Annotated in this window: 15 protein-coding genes and 1 tRNA gene; 7 read left to right on the forward strand and 9 right to left on the reverse strand. The window is 65.6% G+C overall.

Annotation, left to right across the window (positions count from 1 at the left end):
- The first annotated feature begins 35 nt into the window (after positions 1-35).
- Complete coding sequence (locus HSR6_RS00525; RefSeq protein WP_070364097.1) at positions 36-1,235, forward strand: CBS domain-containing protein; 1,200 nt, start codon at positions 36-38, stop codon at positions 1,233-1,235.
- A 4-nt stretch (positions 1,236-1,239) separates the two neighbouring features.
- Here HSR6_RS00525 and HSR6_RS00530 read toward each other — a convergent pair whose 3' ends face one another.
- Both HSR6_RS00530 and HSR6_RS00535 read right to left on the reverse strand, forming a co-directional pair.
- A complete protein-coding gene (locus HSR6_RS00530) occupies positions 1,240-3,501 on the reverse strand; it encodes a PAS domain-containing protein (protein ID WP_070364098.1) in 2,262 nt (753 codons plus the stop codon).
- A 512-nt stretch (positions 3,502-4,013) separates the two neighbouring features.
- Positions 4,014-4,086, reverse strand: a tRNA-His gene (locus tag HSR6_RS00535).
- Positions 4,087-4,183: 97 nt separating this feature from the next.
- Here HSR6_RS00535 and HSR6_RS00540 point away from each other — a divergent pair.
- Positions 4,184-4,633, forward strand: a complete 450-nt coding sequence (locus tag HSR6_RS00540) for a DUF5814 domain-containing protein (protein WP_070364099.1) — start codon at positions 4,184-4,186, stop codon at positions 4,631-4,633.
- Here HSR6_RS00540 and HSR6_RS00545 read toward each other — a convergent pair whose 3' ends face one another.
- The 3 genes from HSR6_RS00545 to HSR6_RS00555 are packed head-to-tail and all read right to left on the reverse strand — an operon-like array spanning position 4,634 to position 6,632.
- Complete coding sequence (locus tag HSR6_RS00545; RefSeq protein ID WP_070364100.1) at positions 4,634-5,050, reverse strand: CopG family transcriptional regulator; 417 nt, start codon at positions 5,048-5,050, stop codon at positions 4,634-4,636.
- Positions 5,051-5,099: 49 nt separating this feature from the next.
- Positions 5,100-5,702 carry an RPA family protein gene (locus HSR6_RS00550; RefSeq protein WP_070364101.1) on the reverse strand — a complete coding sequence of 201 codons (603 nt, stop codon included), beginning with the start codon at positions 5,700-5,702 and terminating at the stop codon, positions 5,100-5,102.
- On the reverse strand, positions 5,703-6,632 hold the full coding sequence (locus tag HSR6_RS00555) for a replication factor A (protein WP_071932519.1): 930 nt from the start codon (positions 6,630-6,632) through the stop codon (positions 5,703-5,705).
- 105 nt (positions 6,633-6,737) lie between these two features.
- On the opposite strand from HSR6_RS00555, the gene HSR6_RS00560 reads away from it, so the two are divergent.
- A complete protein-coding gene (locus HSR6_RS00560) occupies positions 6,738-7,004 on the forward strand; it encodes a DUF7091 family protein (protein ID WP_070364103.1) in 267 nt (88 codons plus the stop codon).
- 1 nt (position 7,005) lies between these two features.
- Here HSR6_RS00560 and HSR6_RS00565 read toward each other — a convergent pair whose 3' ends face one another.
- The 4 genes from HSR6_RS00565 to HSR6_RS00580 are packed head-to-tail and all read right to left on the reverse strand — an operon-like array spanning position 7,006 to position 10,832.
- A complete protein-coding gene (locus HSR6_RS00565; protein ID WP_071932520.1) occupies positions 7,006-7,476 on the reverse strand; it encodes a Tfx family DNA-binding protein in 471 nt (156 codons plus the stop codon).
- Between the two features lie 41 nt (positions 7,477-7,517).
- Positions 7,518-8,018, reverse strand: coding sequence for a TRAM domain-containing protein (locus tag HSR6_RS00570; protein ID WP_071932521.1), 501 nt, complete (start codon positions 8,016-8,018; stop codon positions 7,518-7,520).
- 46 nt (positions 8,019-8,064) lie between these two features.
- Positions 8,065-9,669 carry an ABC transporter permease gene (locus HSR6_RS00575; RefSeq protein WP_071932522.1) on the reverse strand — a complete coding sequence of 535 codons (1,605 nt, stop codon included), beginning with the start codon at positions 9,667-9,669 and terminating at the stop codon, positions 8,065-8,067.
- A gap of 5 nt (positions 9,670-9,674) precedes the next feature.
- Complete coding sequence (locus HSR6_RS00580) at positions 9,675-10,832, reverse strand: extracellular solute-binding protein (protein WP_083426069.1); 1,158 nt, start codon at positions 10,830-10,832, stop codon at positions 9,675-9,677.
- Between the two features lie 149 nt (positions 10,833-10,981).
- Here HSR6_RS00580 and HSR6_RS00585 point away from each other — a divergent pair, with 149 nt between their 5' ends.
- From HSR6_RS00585 to truA, 4 genes are read left to right on the forward strand one after another with little or no spacing between them, the layout of a single operon-like run.
- Positions 10,982-12,115, forward strand: coding sequence for an ABC transporter ATP-binding protein (locus HSR6_RS00585; RefSeq protein ID WP_071932523.1), 1,134 nt, complete (start codon positions 10,982-10,984; stop codon positions 12,113-12,115).
- A 43-nt stretch (positions 12,116-12,158) separates the two neighbouring features.
- On the forward strand, positions 12,159-12,515 hold the full coding sequence (locus tag HSR6_RS00590; RefSeq protein ID WP_070364108.1) for a DNA-binding protein: 357 nt from the start codon (positions 12,159-12,161) through the stop codon (positions 12,513-12,515).
- 42 nt (positions 12,516-12,557) lie between these two features.
- Positions 12,558-13,856 carry a histidine--tRNA ligase gene (gene hisS, locus HSR6_RS00595; RefSeq protein ID WP_071932524.1) on the forward strand — a complete coding sequence of 433 codons (1,299 nt, stop codon included), beginning with the start codon at positions 12,558-12,560 and terminating at the stop codon, positions 13,854-13,856.
- Between the two features lie 6 nt (positions 13,857-13,862).
- Entirely contained in the window at positions 13,863-14,678 is an 816-nt protein-coding gene (gene truA, locus HSR6_RS00600; RefSeq protein WP_071932525.1) for a tRNA pseudouridine(38-40) synthase TruA, read from the forward strand.
- The last annotated feature ends 4 nt before the right edge of the window (positions 14,679-14,682 follow it).

The following is a 14,682-nucleotide window of genomic DNA, read 5'->3' on the forward strand; positions in this document are numbered from 1 at the left end:
TGGTATTTAACCGCACGCGTCGTGAATACTGGAGTATGCGCAGCTTCAAGATTGGGAGTGCCTTCGGCATCCCGGTCAAACTGAACATCACGTTTCTCCTCGTGCTGCCGATTTTCGCGTGGCTCATCGGCTCGCAGGTTGGCGAGCTGGTCGCGCTCCTCAACCAGCTCTGGGGGTTGGAACTCGACGCGGCGATCCTCACGGCGGGCTCCATGCCCGCAATCGTCGGCATGGCAGCCGCCATCGGGCTCTTTGCGGGCGTGCTCCTCCACGAGTTCGGCCACGCGCTCGTGGCGATGCATTATGGCTTCCCGATCGAGTCGATCACGCTCTGGTTTCTGGGCGGCATCGCCCAGCTCTCCGAGCAGCCCGAGGACTGGCGAACCGAACTGCTGATCGCCATCGCCGGCCCGATCGTAAGTGTCGGGCTGGGTGTGGGCCTCTGGATCGTGCTCGTGTTGCTCCCGATGGGCCCGGACGTGCTCCTCTTCCTGTTGGCCTACCTGGCGCTGATCAACATCGCGCTGGCGGTCTTCAACATGCTCCCGGGCTTCCCGATGGACGGGGGTCGGGTCCTCCGAGCGCTTTTGGCCCGCAAGCGTTCGTTTGCTCGGGCGACTCAGCTGGCCGCTGAAGTCGGCAAGGGCGTGGCGATCCTCATGGGAATCGCCGGACTGTTCGGTGGGAACATCATTCTCATCGGCATCGCCTTTTTCATCTACATCGGTGCGGCCGGGGAGTCCCAGCAGACCACGCTCAAGGCGGCGTTCGAGGGCGTGACGGTGGCGGACATCATGACTCCTGCCGAATCGGTCTCGACGGTGGAACCCGAAACGACGGTGGCCGACCTCGTCGAGAAGATGTTCCGCGAGCGTCATACTGGCTTCCCGGTCGAACGGGGCGAGGAGATCGTCGGCGTGGTGACTCTTTCGGACGCTCGACAGATCGATCCCGTCGAACGCGACGCCCATCGGGTCGCGGACGTGATGACGACCGACCTCCACTCGGTCGAGGTACACGCGAACGCGGCGACGGCCCTCGAACGCATGCAGCAGGAGAAGATCGGGCGGCTGCTGGTCGTCGACGAGCACAACGAACTGGCCGGCCTCATCTCGCGGACCGACCTGATGACGGCCTTCGAGATCATCAAGTCGAGCGGCGGAAACCCGAGTCAACGCGGCGCGGCGGTCAAAGATCGCTTCGCCGAAGAGTCTCCAGAGGCCCCCCGCTGGTAACCGATCACTCCGCGCCCGGGAGGGTGATTTCGACGATGCTCCCGCGCGGGGTTCGTTCCTGGAAGTTGAGTGTCCCCTGGGACTCGCTGACGACGTGGTTCACCAACCAGAGCCCCAGTCCGCTCCCGTGTATGAGGGGCGTGATCTCCGCACCTTCGAGCACCTGCCGGTCCATCTCGGGAATGCCGGGACCGTTGTCCGCGACCCGCAGCGTCACGCGCTCCCCCTCCCGAACCCCCCGGACCTCGATTTCTGGCGTTCGGTCCGTCGTGTGGAGGATGGCGTTCTCGATGACCTCGTGGATGGCGTCCTCGATACAGGGAGTCGTAACCGCGTACAGTTGGGCTGGCACATCGAGGTCGATCCGGGCCGTGGGATGGGTGGCTCGCAAGTCCTCGACGACGGTCTCGACGATTTGGCCGATGTCGGTGATCCGCCGTGGTTCCCGACGTTCGAGGAGTTCGACGATCTGCCGTTCCTTGTCGGCGAGTTCGACCAGCGTCTCCCCGGCGGCTTCGATCCGACGGGCGGCGGCCGCGATCTCGCCTTCGGCCGTGTTCGCGATGGTTTCGGCGTGACCGAGGACGACGTTCATCTCGTTGTGCAGGTTGTGTCGGAGCACTCGGTCGAATACCTGGAGCTGTCGCTCCCGCTCTCGGATGTCTGTCACGTCCCGACAGATCGCGACCGTGCCGTCGATCTCACCGTCCTCGTCGTAGTGTGGGTAGCGGGTCGTCCGGAAGGTCCGGTTCCCACGGTTCGGAAAGCTCGGCTCGACCTCGTAGGTCCGTGGTTCGTTGCCGTGGATCACTTCGGCTTTGTGGCGTGCGATCTCGGTGGCCGTCTGCTCGTCCATGAACGCGAACTCGTCCTGTCCATAGAGGGCCTCGGGGGACATGTTGGCGTACTCGGTCAGCGTCTCGTTGATGACCTGGAAGTTCCCGGCCCGGTCCTGGAGCATGATCGGGTCCTCGATGCGCTGGACGATCTCCTCGAAGGTCGCCAGATCCGTCTCCAACTCCTGATCGTGGAGGGCCAGGCCGATGTCTCCGGCCAGCTCTTCGAGCAGGTCGACCTCGCGGTCGGCGGGTGGCTGGCCTGGCGGAAAGTGCACGGTGAGGATCCCATACCGTCGGTCGTCGTGGCTGATCGCGATCGCCACGCCGCTGTGGGATTCCGTGTCCGGCTCGTGTTGCTGGAAGGGCGACTGTGTGACGTCGTCCATCCGGAGCGTTCCGGCCTCGAAGACGGCCTCGATGTAGGATTCGGTGTGCAGGCGTTCTATCTCGGGGGTGGCAATATCGCTGCCCTCCTGGCAGAGGAACTCGACCTCGTTCCCCTCGACGAGCGCGAGAAACGTACAGCCGAACAGGTCGCTGGTGGCCAGCACGTCGACGATTTCGGGCAGAATCTCCCCGTCCGGCCCGGCCCTGACCAGTTCGTGGTTGACCGACGAGACGACCCGCCGGTACTCGGAGAGTCGCTTGATCTCATCCAGATTCGCCTGCCGTTCGGTCACGTCTCGGATGGCCGAGACGACCCCGACGATCTCGCCTGCCGGGTTCTCCATGGGCGACATCGAGGACTCGATCGCCCGGCGCTCACCGTCGGCTCGGACCCGCTGCATCTCGTACTGGACCCGTTCGCCCTGGAGGACGCGATCGAACCGTGGCTGCAGGTCCGTGTAGTCCGATTCGTCGAGGAGCGACTGGAGTGTGGTCCCCGCGACGTCCCCACGATCCAGGCCGTGAAAGTCCCGATACTGGGCGTTGGCGAACAGGAGCCGCCCGTCGGTGTCGGCCGCTGCCAGCATGTCCGTCGCCCCTTCGACGGCGTACTCGTACTGCCGGCCCTGACGAAGTTCGTCTCGCTCTCGTCGATCTCGGGTCGCGGCCGACTGGGTGAGACTCTCGAGTCGCCAGGCGAGTTCGTCCGGCTCGATCGGGCCCACCAGCAGGTCGTCGATCGGCTCGGAACCTGGCTCGGGAATGTCTGGTGTGCCGGATTGGGACTCGGAGACGAGCAAGAGCGTCGGTCGGGATTCGGAGCCTGCGGCTTCGCGTTTTGCAACGAGTTCCGACCGGTGGTTCTCCAGGCCCCTCTCGTCGACCACCAGCAGATCGAACGCCCCCTCCAGCCCCGATTCGGGTTCGACGAGGCGAAACCGATCCGTCGATCCGACTGCCGCTTCGAAGGCTGTCCGCACTTCCTCGTCCCCGACCAGCGGATAGATTCGTGTCCCGGTTCCCCCTCCCGGTTGATTCATGTGGCTCCTCCCTCGGCCGTTCTGTGGCGGTTCTGCTGTCCCCCGCCAGGATCTCCTGGCCCGGGAGTGTGGCCCCGTTCGTCGCGGCATCGGCGACGTAGCTCGTGATCCATGGCAGCCAATGTCCCTCTACCCTTGGCTGGTTGTTTAAATAAGGGTTCCGCGACAGGCCGGAAATCGCCTACCAGCGGCAGATTCTGTTCCTGGTGGCTGTTCCACTCCTCGCTTTGCTCGTCGGGAACCGTCCGGGTGCGAGAATTGAACCCGATGGCGAGACTCGCTGCTGCTCGTCTCGCGTGATTCAATTCTCGCCTTCCGGTTTTTCCACTCCTCGCTTTGCTCGTCGGGAAAAGTCCGGGTGCGAGAATTGAACCGAATGTAGGCGTGCTCGCTCGCATTCGCTCGCTGTGCGCGCCTTCCAGGGTTCAATTCTCTCCCAGGACGCTCTCACCGCTCACGCACTCGCCCGGCTCCTGACGGAGCACGGGCTCGTGTATTGTTCGCGAAAGAAGGTCCGGGTGCGAGAATTGAACCCGCGTCTCAGCCTCCACAAGGCTGAAGGATAGTCCACTACCCTAACCCGGACACGGCTGAACGCAAGGGGTTCGCGCCCAAATACGTTACGAAAGGTCGGGGGCTCCCGACACGCTTTTGGCCCGCTCTCGGCTACGGCGAACTACGCGTGGCCATCACGGACAAGATCTACGTGAAAAACCATCGACAACTGGCCTCCCAGCTCGAGGTCTCCTTCCCGAAATCGGCCTTCTCGGGGGCGACCCTCGACCTGCTCTTCCAGGGCGAACTGGAGAAACTCGACGAGGCAAACCGGGAGCGAGTGCTCGACTTCGCCGAGGACTTTCTTGACTGTTCCTGTCAGTCAAACCCCTACTGTGGGCACCCCGAGCGGAAGTTCATCCGCTATCTCCTCGATCTGCGGGCGCGAAACCTCGACCCCGAATCGATCGTCGACGTCATGACCGATGACTACATGCTCTATGCGTATCCGGGAGACATCTACTCGTTTCTCGACGACGCGGTCCGGAACCTCGAAGCCGTCGAGGAGATCGCCCGGGTCGACGGACGGGAGAAACAGGCTCAACTGGCGGCCCAGCGAAAACACGAACTGCTCTGACTATCCGATCTGATAGCGGTCGGGTTCCTGCTCCGACCCGAACTCCTCGTCGAGGTCCTCTAGCTGGACGACCTCCTCGACTGCATCGCCCTCCTCGACCCGCTTCTGGAGGCGGGTGATGTACTCCTTGTGTTCCTGGAGCTGATCGCGAAGGTGCTGGGCCTCCAGCTCCAGGCGCTCGTGTTCCCGAACGAAGCTCTTGGGGACCTCCACCCGTGGGGGAAACTCCTCGGCGTCGGTCTCCCGGACCTCGTTCTCCGGGACGACCCGCACTTTCCCCTCGTGGGCGACGAGTTGATCGACGTAGTCCCGAAAGACCGCAGAGAGGGAGATGTCACGCTCCTCCGCGATGTCTCTGAGGGCCTGGAAGGCCTCCTCGCTGACCCGGAAGGAGATCGTCTTGTTCTTCTTCCCCATGTGGGTGACTATCGTGCCCGGCTCCTTAAGGGTTCGTCAGACGCCCCGACTACGCGTCCGGGGCCTCGGCCGCCGCGTCGGTCTCGTCCAGGCCCTCCAGGGCCTCGACGACGGCCGATCGGTAGCGATCGGGCCCGTCTTCGTACTCCTCGCGAGCCCGAACCCCGTACTCGTTCGTCTCCGCGTCCAGGTTTTCGAGCCGGTCGAGGGTCCGCTCGGCGGTCTCAAGCACCCAGCGGTCCCGGGTGGCCTGATCGACGACCGTGATCGACTCGGGGCGGATGGAGACGTTCACCGTGCCGTCGTCGGTCTCGTAGGTGCGCGGTTTTCCGACCACGGCCACGTAGGTCGGCGTTTCGAGTTCCCGGAGTGCCCCTGCGGCCTCGGGCTGGTACTGACCGGCGTAGACAAATACCGTCCCCGTCGGGTCGACGACCCGGCCCTGCCAGTACTCCTGCTCGTTGCCCACGTCCTCGGTCTCGGTCAGCGTCCCGACGACGAGCACCCGGTTGGCCTGCTCACCAGTCGGCAGCAGGACGTACACCGGCGCTCGCTCGTCGTCACTCTCCTTGAACGTGAACGTCGAGTCGTTGAGTTCCGTCGCGAAGACCCGGCGTGCTGGCTCCCGGGTCGGGGTCGTGGTTTCGGCCATCTACATCGACCTCGCCCGGATGAGGACGTCGTCCGGATCGACTGGTTCTTTGAGTTCTTCGACTTCGTTCGCGAGCAGATAGCGACCCATAACCGGGCCAGTGACGCTGTAATACCGGCCGAGGAGGGTATCCTCCATCTCGTCGACGACGACGGTGGTGTCCAACGCGTCCTGGGCCATCTGCTTTGCCTCGTCCAGGTCGATCCCGGTGAGTGATTCGGTCATCTCCCGGTCGAAGATCACGTCCTGGACCTCCCGGCCGTCGTCGAGGACCCCTTTGATGCGCAGGTCGAACTCGCCTTCGACGTCGCCGTGCTCCGAACAGCGGCCGTTCTGGAGCACTCGGGTGCAGTCCTCGACGGGACAGCGCTTGATGAGCCCGCTCCCGGACTGGATGTCCACCAGCGCGCCCTCCATGGTGGTGTCGTTGTTCCCGACCTCGATCTCCTCCTCGAGGTGGGTGATCTCGGTCGTCTTGTTGAGTTTGACCGAGTATCGGCCCTGGTACTCGTCGGTGACGACGTTGTCCAGGCGATAGACCTCCCCCTCCTCGAGAGATTCGAGGTCGGACTTGGCCCAGGCGGTGAACTTGATGGTCCCACTCGCATCGCCGAGCAGGCCAACCTGCCCGACTGCATCGCTGCGGGGCTCCCAGAGTTCGACGACCTGGGCGGTCAGACTGACCCACTCTTCGGGCTGGTCGATGTCCGCGACCGAGACCTCGGTCTCGCTGCCGGCCGAGAGGTCCTCCCGTTCGAGGCCCGCCTCTTCCAGGTAGTGATTCTCCACGCTGCGACGGGCCTCGGAGAGTGGGACCTTGTACTCGGTGACGAGTCGGTCCAGCCGGTTGGCCACGTCCTCGATCTGGATGTCCAGGTGTTCGGTGAATTCCTCGTGAATGTCTTCGGCCGCGGATTGTATGTCGCTCATGATGGATCGGTCCCCAGTGGGTGACGATGCAAGATAGTCCGCGTTCGTTCTTAAACCTGGGTACCTGGGCGGGAGGTTGAAAGCCCTCGATCCGGTAGGTGTCCCATGGCGGATCTCGGCACGCTGTTCAAACAGGCGGCTCGCCGGGTGGGCCGCACCGTCGGCGCGGCGTCGTCGGAGTTCTCGGGCGGGCGCATCGAGGGCACGCTCCCACGCGAGGAAGACGGGCGCGCTCGGATCGTGTGCCGAAAACACGCAGAACGGCGGGCTGTGCAAATCGACTCGGGACGACCCACTTGCTTCGAGCCCGAGGATCCGGACTGTGAGTCCTGTCTGGCCGATATCGAGGACGGAACCGTCGAAACCTGGTGAGTCAGTCCTCGGGTTGGACCCGAACGCGCATCGTGCCGTCGCTTGTGACCCCGACGAGAATGTGCTGTTTCACTTCGCGGCCGGCGATGGCGTCCCCGGCGGCTTCGCTCACCAGTTTCATCACCTCGGGCGCGGAGTACGGAACTTTCACCCCGGCGTCGTCACAGCCGTCGTAGACCAGGTCCGGCACCTCGTAGAGATCCGTCCCGGGATCCACGTCGATCCGGACCGGTGCCTGGAGGGTTTCGGCGAAGGCGACGGTCTCTCTGGCCTTCTCGATGTTGTCCCGGGCGCTGGTCTCGACTTTCGAGACGTTGGCCCGCGAGGTGCCGAGTTCGTCGGCGATGGCCGCCTGTGGCAGTCCTCGTTCGCGGAGCGCGAGGACCTCTGCCTGTCGTCGGGTCAACACGCTTTCGGACGGGTCGAAACCGGCCCGGGCCAGGATCGCAGTGACGTCTGGGACCTCGGTCATTGCCAGCACTTGATCGCCCGGCCCAAAAAGGCAACCGACGCTTAGCTTCCCCAGAAGTTCTCCCGACTGCCCAGTCGCGGATCGTCTTTCGCGCGCGTTTTCCGTTCCTCGGTCGCGTCCTCGGCTTCCGTCTCGTCATCACTCGTTTCGGCCGTCTCCGCGGTGTCCTCCCCTTCCACCTCCGTGTCTCCATCGTCGCCTGGGGGGCCGTCTAGTTTCTGTTCGAGGCTCGCACGGGCGTAATTCGATTTTACGGTGTCGACCGTGGCCTCGACCCAGGCTTCGGGCAGCACGCCGTCGACCATGATGACAAAACCGGTCTCCTGGTGGTGGCCCACACCGGCCCCACTCTCGTGCATGTCGGTGACCTCGACGATTACTTCCTCGCCGGGGACCACCGGGGCGGTCTTCAGGTCCTCGATGGGCTGGTTGTAGTGTTTGCACCACTCCATCCCGCCCCGGTCCCCGAAGTGCTGACATCCCATGCCGTCGATCTGCTCTGAGAAGTGGGGACAGTCGTCCGCGAGTGGGCACATCGCCATTACAGGCGCATAGCGGCTCAGCCCATTAAACTCCACCGTCCTGGGCTCAGATCCCGCTTTCGTCCTGGGCGAGCAGGACGAGCATCGAGACCCCCGAGACGACGATGAGCACCAGTGCGGGGACCGCCGCATACCGGTAGTAAAGACTCCCGTGGGCGGCCCAGATCATGGTCGCCAGGGTGTCACGCCCGATCGGCTGGAGCATGAGCGTCGCCGGGAGCTCCTTCATCGTCGTGAGAAAGACCAGGGCGGCACCCGCGAGTACCCCCGGTGCGATCTCCGGAAAGACCACTTTCCTGAACGTCCGCCAGGGGCCGGCGTTCAGGGTGCGAGCGGCTTCGGCGATTTGGTCGTCGAACCCTTCCAGGGCCGATCGGGTCGTCCCGACCGCCTGGGGGAGAAATCGCACGACGTAGGCGAACACCAACAGCGGGGCCGTCCGGTAGAGCCACGGAGCGGTTGAGGAGCCCAGAAAGACGAGGGCCAGACCGATGACGACTCCGGGGACGGCAAAGCCCACGTAGGTCCCCCGTTCGAGGAGTCGGCCCAGCCGACTCCGGCCGCTGACTCCGAGATACGCCACGGGGAGGGCCATCACGCTCGCGACCAGGGCGGCCGCGAGCGAGAACCCGACCGAGTTCAGGGCGTGCTGGGGCTGGAAGGCGAGTGAGGGGACCGCTCCGCCGGTCCCGCGCACCATCCAGGAGAGGAAAAGGCCCACCGGGAGCAGGATCGTCACCGCACCGAGCAGCCCCACGAGCGCCATCGCCGGGTACCGCAGCCACCCGAGTTCGATCGGACTCCCTCGTCGGCGGGCGGTCTGCCCGGTGGCGCGACCCGTCCTGGATTCGACGAGGAGGATGACGCCCGCCAGGGTCAGCAACTGCAGGGAGAGCAACGCCGCATATCCCACGTTGAACGCCTCGCTCTCCATGTAGATGGCACTCGTGAACACGGAGACGCCCATGAACGCCGGCGTGCCGAAATCGGACAGCGCATAGAGGGCCACGAGCAGCGCGCCGGCGGAAATCGCGGGCCGGATCTGGGGGAGGGTCACGCGCCGGAAGGCCTCGACGGGGCCGGCGTCCAGGCTCCGTGCAGCCTCGACCAGCGAGGCGTCCATCGATCGAAGCGCGGCCCGCGTTCCGAGGAACACGTAGGGATAGGTGTACAGCGTGATGACCAGCACCGCCCCCGCGAACCCGTCGATGCGGGGCAAATTCAGGCCCAGCAGGGAGCCGACCTCACCGTGGCGACCGAACGCCGAGACGAAAGCGAAGGCCCCGATGTAACTGGGAATCACCAGTGGCAGGGCGATGACGACGGAGAACAGACGCTGGGCGGGCAGGTCGGTCCGGGTCGTGAGTACGGCCAGTGGCACCCCGAGCAGCACAGACGCGACTGTCGTCCCCAACACGAGCGCGATACTTCGGGCCCCGATCAGGACGCTGCGGCGGGAACTCAGTAGCTCGATCGCCCGTGCGGGCTCGACCGTGCCGGCCCGGAGGACGAGCCAGAAAAGCGGGGCGACCACGAGGACGGCGACGAATCCACCGAGCAGGAGCGCCGCCAGATAGAACGGCGAGTGCGTCTCGCGGAGCTGATCGAGCCTCTGGAACCGTTCGAACAGTCGATCGGGGAGTCGCGGCATCGAGTTTAGACGGTCATCCCTTCCTCGCGCAGGAGGTCGATGGCCGGCTCCAGGTCGCCCAGTTCGTTGAGGTCGAAGGTGGGCGGTTCGAGGGCCTCGAGGCTCGGGAGCGGGCCGTCGTACGCCACCCCGTCGACGACCGGGTACTCGCCGTTCGTGTCGACGAAGAACTGCTGGCCCTCCACGGCGAGGACGTGGCGGACGAACTCGGCGGCGAGATTCGGCTTTTGGGCTCCCGAGAGCACTGCGACCCCGGAGACGTTGAACAGGCTCCCCGGGTCGTTCCGGGTGAAGGTCACGTCCAGGGAGATCTCGGGCTGGCTCTCGATGACGCGGGCGGCGTAGTACTGGTTACCAAGGCCCACGGAGACCTCGCCGTTCGCGACGGCTTCGGCCTGCTGTGTGCCGCTCGAATAAAGGGTGACGTCCTGGTCTTCGAGGAGGCCCCGAATCCACTCCCGGGTTCGCTCTTCGCCCTCCAGTTCGAGCATGGCGACGATGAACGAGCGGAAGGTGCCGGAGTTCGGGCGGGTGGAGATCTCGCCGGCAAAGCGCTCGTCCGTGGCGTAGGCGAAGATGTCGGTCGGCAACTCGGACCGACTCCAGGTGTCGCTGTTGAACTGGACCGCTCGCACGCGCCCGGAGGCCCCCGTCCACTGGCCGTCGGGATCGCGCTTGTTCTCCGGGACGGCATCCTGAACGTCGGTCGGGAGTGTTCGGGCCAGCCCCTCGGATTTCAGTGCCGCGAGCGCGCCCGAGGACTGGGTGTAGAACAGGTCGGCCGGCGTGGACTCCCCCTCCTCCACGAGGCTGTTGAGCTGGGCCTCGTTGCTGTCGTAGTCCCGGGCGATCGAGAAATCCGGGTAGAACTCCTCGAGCTTCGTGAACAGCGGATCGATCTGATCGCGAGTCCGCCCGGAGTAGACGGTCAACTCGCCCTCCAGATCACCCAGATCGTCCCAGGTTACTCCCTCCCCGTCGACCGGTTCGCCCTGGGGCTCGTCGGTTTCGAAGGGGTCCGATCCGCCCGAACCGAGACAGCCGGCCAGCCCGACACTCATCGTGAGGGCGGCCCCGGCGGTCCCGAGCAACCGGCGTCGGCTCCAGGTCCGATCCCGACTCCCCGATTGTGCTGTCGTATCCGTGTGATCTGTGTCGCTCATTCCAGGTTTTAGGTCGCCCTAAAACATACTTAGGCGTGGCGGTTTTAGGCGAACCAAAAAACGGCGCCGTGCCCGTATCGGGACGTTTTTAGGGCTACCTAAACAAGTGTGGCCAACGACGAACCGAATCCGGCTGCGGATCTCCACCTATGGCAACACACACCTCCTCGCCCGCCGTCGAACACAGCCACGCGGAACAGGCGGGCACGGAAGCGGCGGCCCGCACGGTTCTCGAACTGGATTCGGTGACGACGGCCTTCGAGGGTGAGCCCGCCATCGAGGACGTCTCGCTGGCCGTACGCGACGGCGAGTTGCTCTCGATTTTGGGGCCCTCGGGGTGTGGGAAGACCACGGCACTCCGGACGATCGCTGGGCTCGAAGCCCCCGACTCCGGCCAGGTCGCTATCGGCGGGGAACGGGTCGCGGACGGGACCCGCTCGACGCCGCCAGAGGACCGGGACGTGGGCCTGGTCTTCCAGGACTTCGCGCTGTTCTCGCATCTCTCGGTGGCCGAGAACGTCGGGTTCGGGATCGAGGACTGGCCGGCGGCCGAACGGACGGCCCGGATCGAGGAGCTCCTCGATCTCGTCGGCCTGGCCGGGGCCGAGGATCGCTCGCCGACGGACCTCTCCGGCGGACAACAGCAGCGAGTGGCGCTCGCTCGCGCACTCGCGCCCGAACCGGAACTGTTGCTCCTGGACGAACCCTTCTCCAGCCTGGATCGGGACCTTCGCGAGCGGATGCGCGAGGAAGTGCGGGACATCCTCGACACCGCCGGCGTGACCACGGTCTTTGTCACACACGATCAGACTGAGGCCCTCTCCATCTCGGATCGGGTCGCCGTGCTCCACGACGGCCGCCTCGAACAGGTCGGTCACCCCGAAGCGGTGTTCTCGAACCCGGCGACTCGCTTTGTCGCGAACTTCCTCGGGAACCCGACCTTCCTGGCTGGACAGGTCGAAGACGGGGCCGTCTCGACGTCGATCGGGCCCATTCCACTGGGACAACTCCCGGGGCTCTCGGCGGCTGATGCCGGCCGGCCGGTCGACGTGATCCTCAGGCCCGACGACGTGAACGCGGTCGCTGCTCCACCGGACAGCGCCCACGGGACCGTCCACCGTCGCAGTTACGAGGGGTCGACGGTTCGCTACCGCGTGCAGCTGGGTGATGGAACCGCCGTCGAAGTGCGACACAACCACACGGCGGGACTGACCCAGGGCGATCCCGTCAGGATCGACCTGATCGCGGACCACGAGTTCGCCTGGTTCCCGGCCGAGCGTTGACCGGTGCGTAACGGTTTTGAGCGTTTGTCGACAATCCCACACCATGAGCCAGGACCCCGATGACGACCGTCTGGAGGAGCTTCGCGAGCAGAAACTACAGGAGCTACAGGAACAGCAGGGCGGCGGCGACGGTGGCCGCGAGGAGGCCATGGAGGCCCAGCGCGAGCAGGCCGAGGCCCAGCGGAAGGCGGTGCTCCGCCAGCATCTCACCGACGGGGCTCGCAAGCGACTCAACACGGTCAAGATGAGCCGCGAGAGCTTCGGCGAGCAGGTCGAACAGCAGATCGTCGCGCTGGCCCAGTCCGGCCGACTGCGCGAGAAGATCGACGAGGAAAAGATGAAAGAGTTGCTGCGCGAGATGAAACCCGACTCGAAGAGCTTCAACATCTCGCGGCGGTAGGCAAGGGACAGGTACAAGCGCCGGGTGGCCCAACTCGGCTCTATGTACGACCGGCTGAAGGGATTTCGTGATTTTTACCCCGAGGAGATGGCCGCCCGTCGGGCGATGATCGACACGCTGGAGGCCACCGCGTCCCAGTACGGGTTCCGGGAGGTCGGCACCCCGGCACTGGAGCGGACCCAGATGTACGTCGACAAGAGCGGCGAGGAGATCGTCGAGGAACTGTACGCCTTTACCGACGACGGGGGCCGCGAGGTCGCCATGACCCCGGAACTGACCCCCACCGTGGCCCGCATGGTCGTGGCGAAACAGCAGGCACTCACGAAGCCGATCAAGTGGTACTCGACCCGCCCCTTCTGGCGCTACGAGGAGCCCCAGCAGGGTCGATTCCGCGAGTTCTACCAGCTCAACGCCGACATCTTCGGCTCCACGGCCCCCACGGCAGACGCCGAGATTCTCGCCTTCGCGGCCGACGCCATGACCGCGCTGGGCCTGACCGCCGCGGACTTCGAGTTCCGCATCTCCCACCGGGACATTTTGGGTGGCCTGCTCGAATCGATGGGCGGTGACGTGGACACCCGGGCCGCGATCAGGGCCGTCGACAAAAGCGAGAAGATCGAGCGGGCCGCATACCACGATCTGCTCGTCGACGCCGGCCTCTCCCGGGAGCAGGCCGTCGAGTTCGAGGCCCTCCTTGAAAATGGGGACCTCGACGAACTAATCGAGTTCGCCGGCACCGACCGCGTCGAGGCGGCTGTCGAGAACCTCAGAGCGGTCCTCGCGGCCGCGGAGGATTTCGGTGTCCGGGAATACATCACCCTCTCGCTGGAGACGGCCCGCGGTCTGGACTACTACACGGGGGTCGTCTTCGAGTGCTTCGACTCGACCGGGGACGTCTCCCGGGCGGTCTTCGGGGGTGGGCGCTACGATGACCTGATCGAGAGCGTCGGTGGCCAGCCCACCCCCGCGGTGGGTGTCGCGCCCGGACTGGCACCGCTCTCGCTGCTCCTCCAGCGGGCCGGCGTCTGGCCCGAGGAGGCCCTCTCGACGGACTATTACGTCCTCCAGATCGGGGACACGCGGTCCGAGGCGGCCCGGATCGTCAGGGCCCTTCGCGAGCGGGGCCACGTCGTCGAGACCGACGTCTCGGAGCGCTCGTTCGGCGCGCAACTGGAGTACGCGGACTCGATCAACGCCGAGACGGTCGTCATCGTCGGCGAGCAGGACCTCACCGAGGGGATGGTCACGGTCAAGGACATGGCCTCGGGTGATCAGGCCCAGGTCCCGATCGAAGCGTTCCCCGGCGACCACGAGGCCCCGCGCCTCGCGGACTTCGAGTAGGAGCGCATGCGGGCCTACCGGGTTGCCTACGACGGCCGGGCCTACCACGGCTTTCAGCGCCAGCCGTCGCTTCCAACCGTCGAGGGCGCACTCTTCGACGCCCTCGCGGACCACGGCATCGAATTCGAGGGCGCCCCGTCGAAATATGCGGCGGCCGGCCGGACCGATGCTGGGGTCTCGGCATTGGCCCAGACGATCGCCTTCGACGCACCCGCGTGGCTCTCGGCCCAAGCGTTCACCGCCTACTTGCCCGAGGACGTGCACGTCTGGGCCAGCACGCCGGTCCCGGCTGACTTTCACGCGACCCACCACGCCCGGTGGCGGGAGTACACCTACCTGCTACACGCCCCCAGCGACGATCCGGAGCGCCGGGCCGAAATCGAGGCCAGGCTCGCCGGCGAGCACGACTTCCACAACCTCGCGGCGGCGGATGCGGGCACGGTTCGAGACCTCTCGGTCCGAAGTGATCGGACGGGCGATTACCTCCGGGTCCGGGTCCGGGCGGGTGGGTTCCCGCGACAACTCGTCAGACGGCTGCTCGCGCTCTACGACCGGGTGCTCCGTGGCGAGCGCGATCTCGCTTTCATCGATCGCGTGCTCGCCCCTGAACCATTGCCCGGGCCCGAGGGCTTCCCGCCTGCGCCAGCCTATCCCCTCGTTCTGACCGGGGTGGACTACGACCAGTCTTTCGACACCGACCCGGATGCGGTCGAGGCGGCCCGGACTGTGTTCGAGCGGCGCGCTCGTGCGGACCGAACCCGGGCCGCCGTCGGTCGAACCCTCCAGCAGGGGATCGGCGGGTCGACTGGCGACAACCCTTAACCCC

Source organism: Halodesulfurarchaeum formicicum (genome assembly GCF_001886955.1).
GTDB classification, from domain to species: domain Archaea; phylum Halobacteriota; class Halobacteria; order Halobacteriales; family Halobacteriaceae; genus Halodesulfurarchaeum; species Halodesulfurarchaeum formicicum.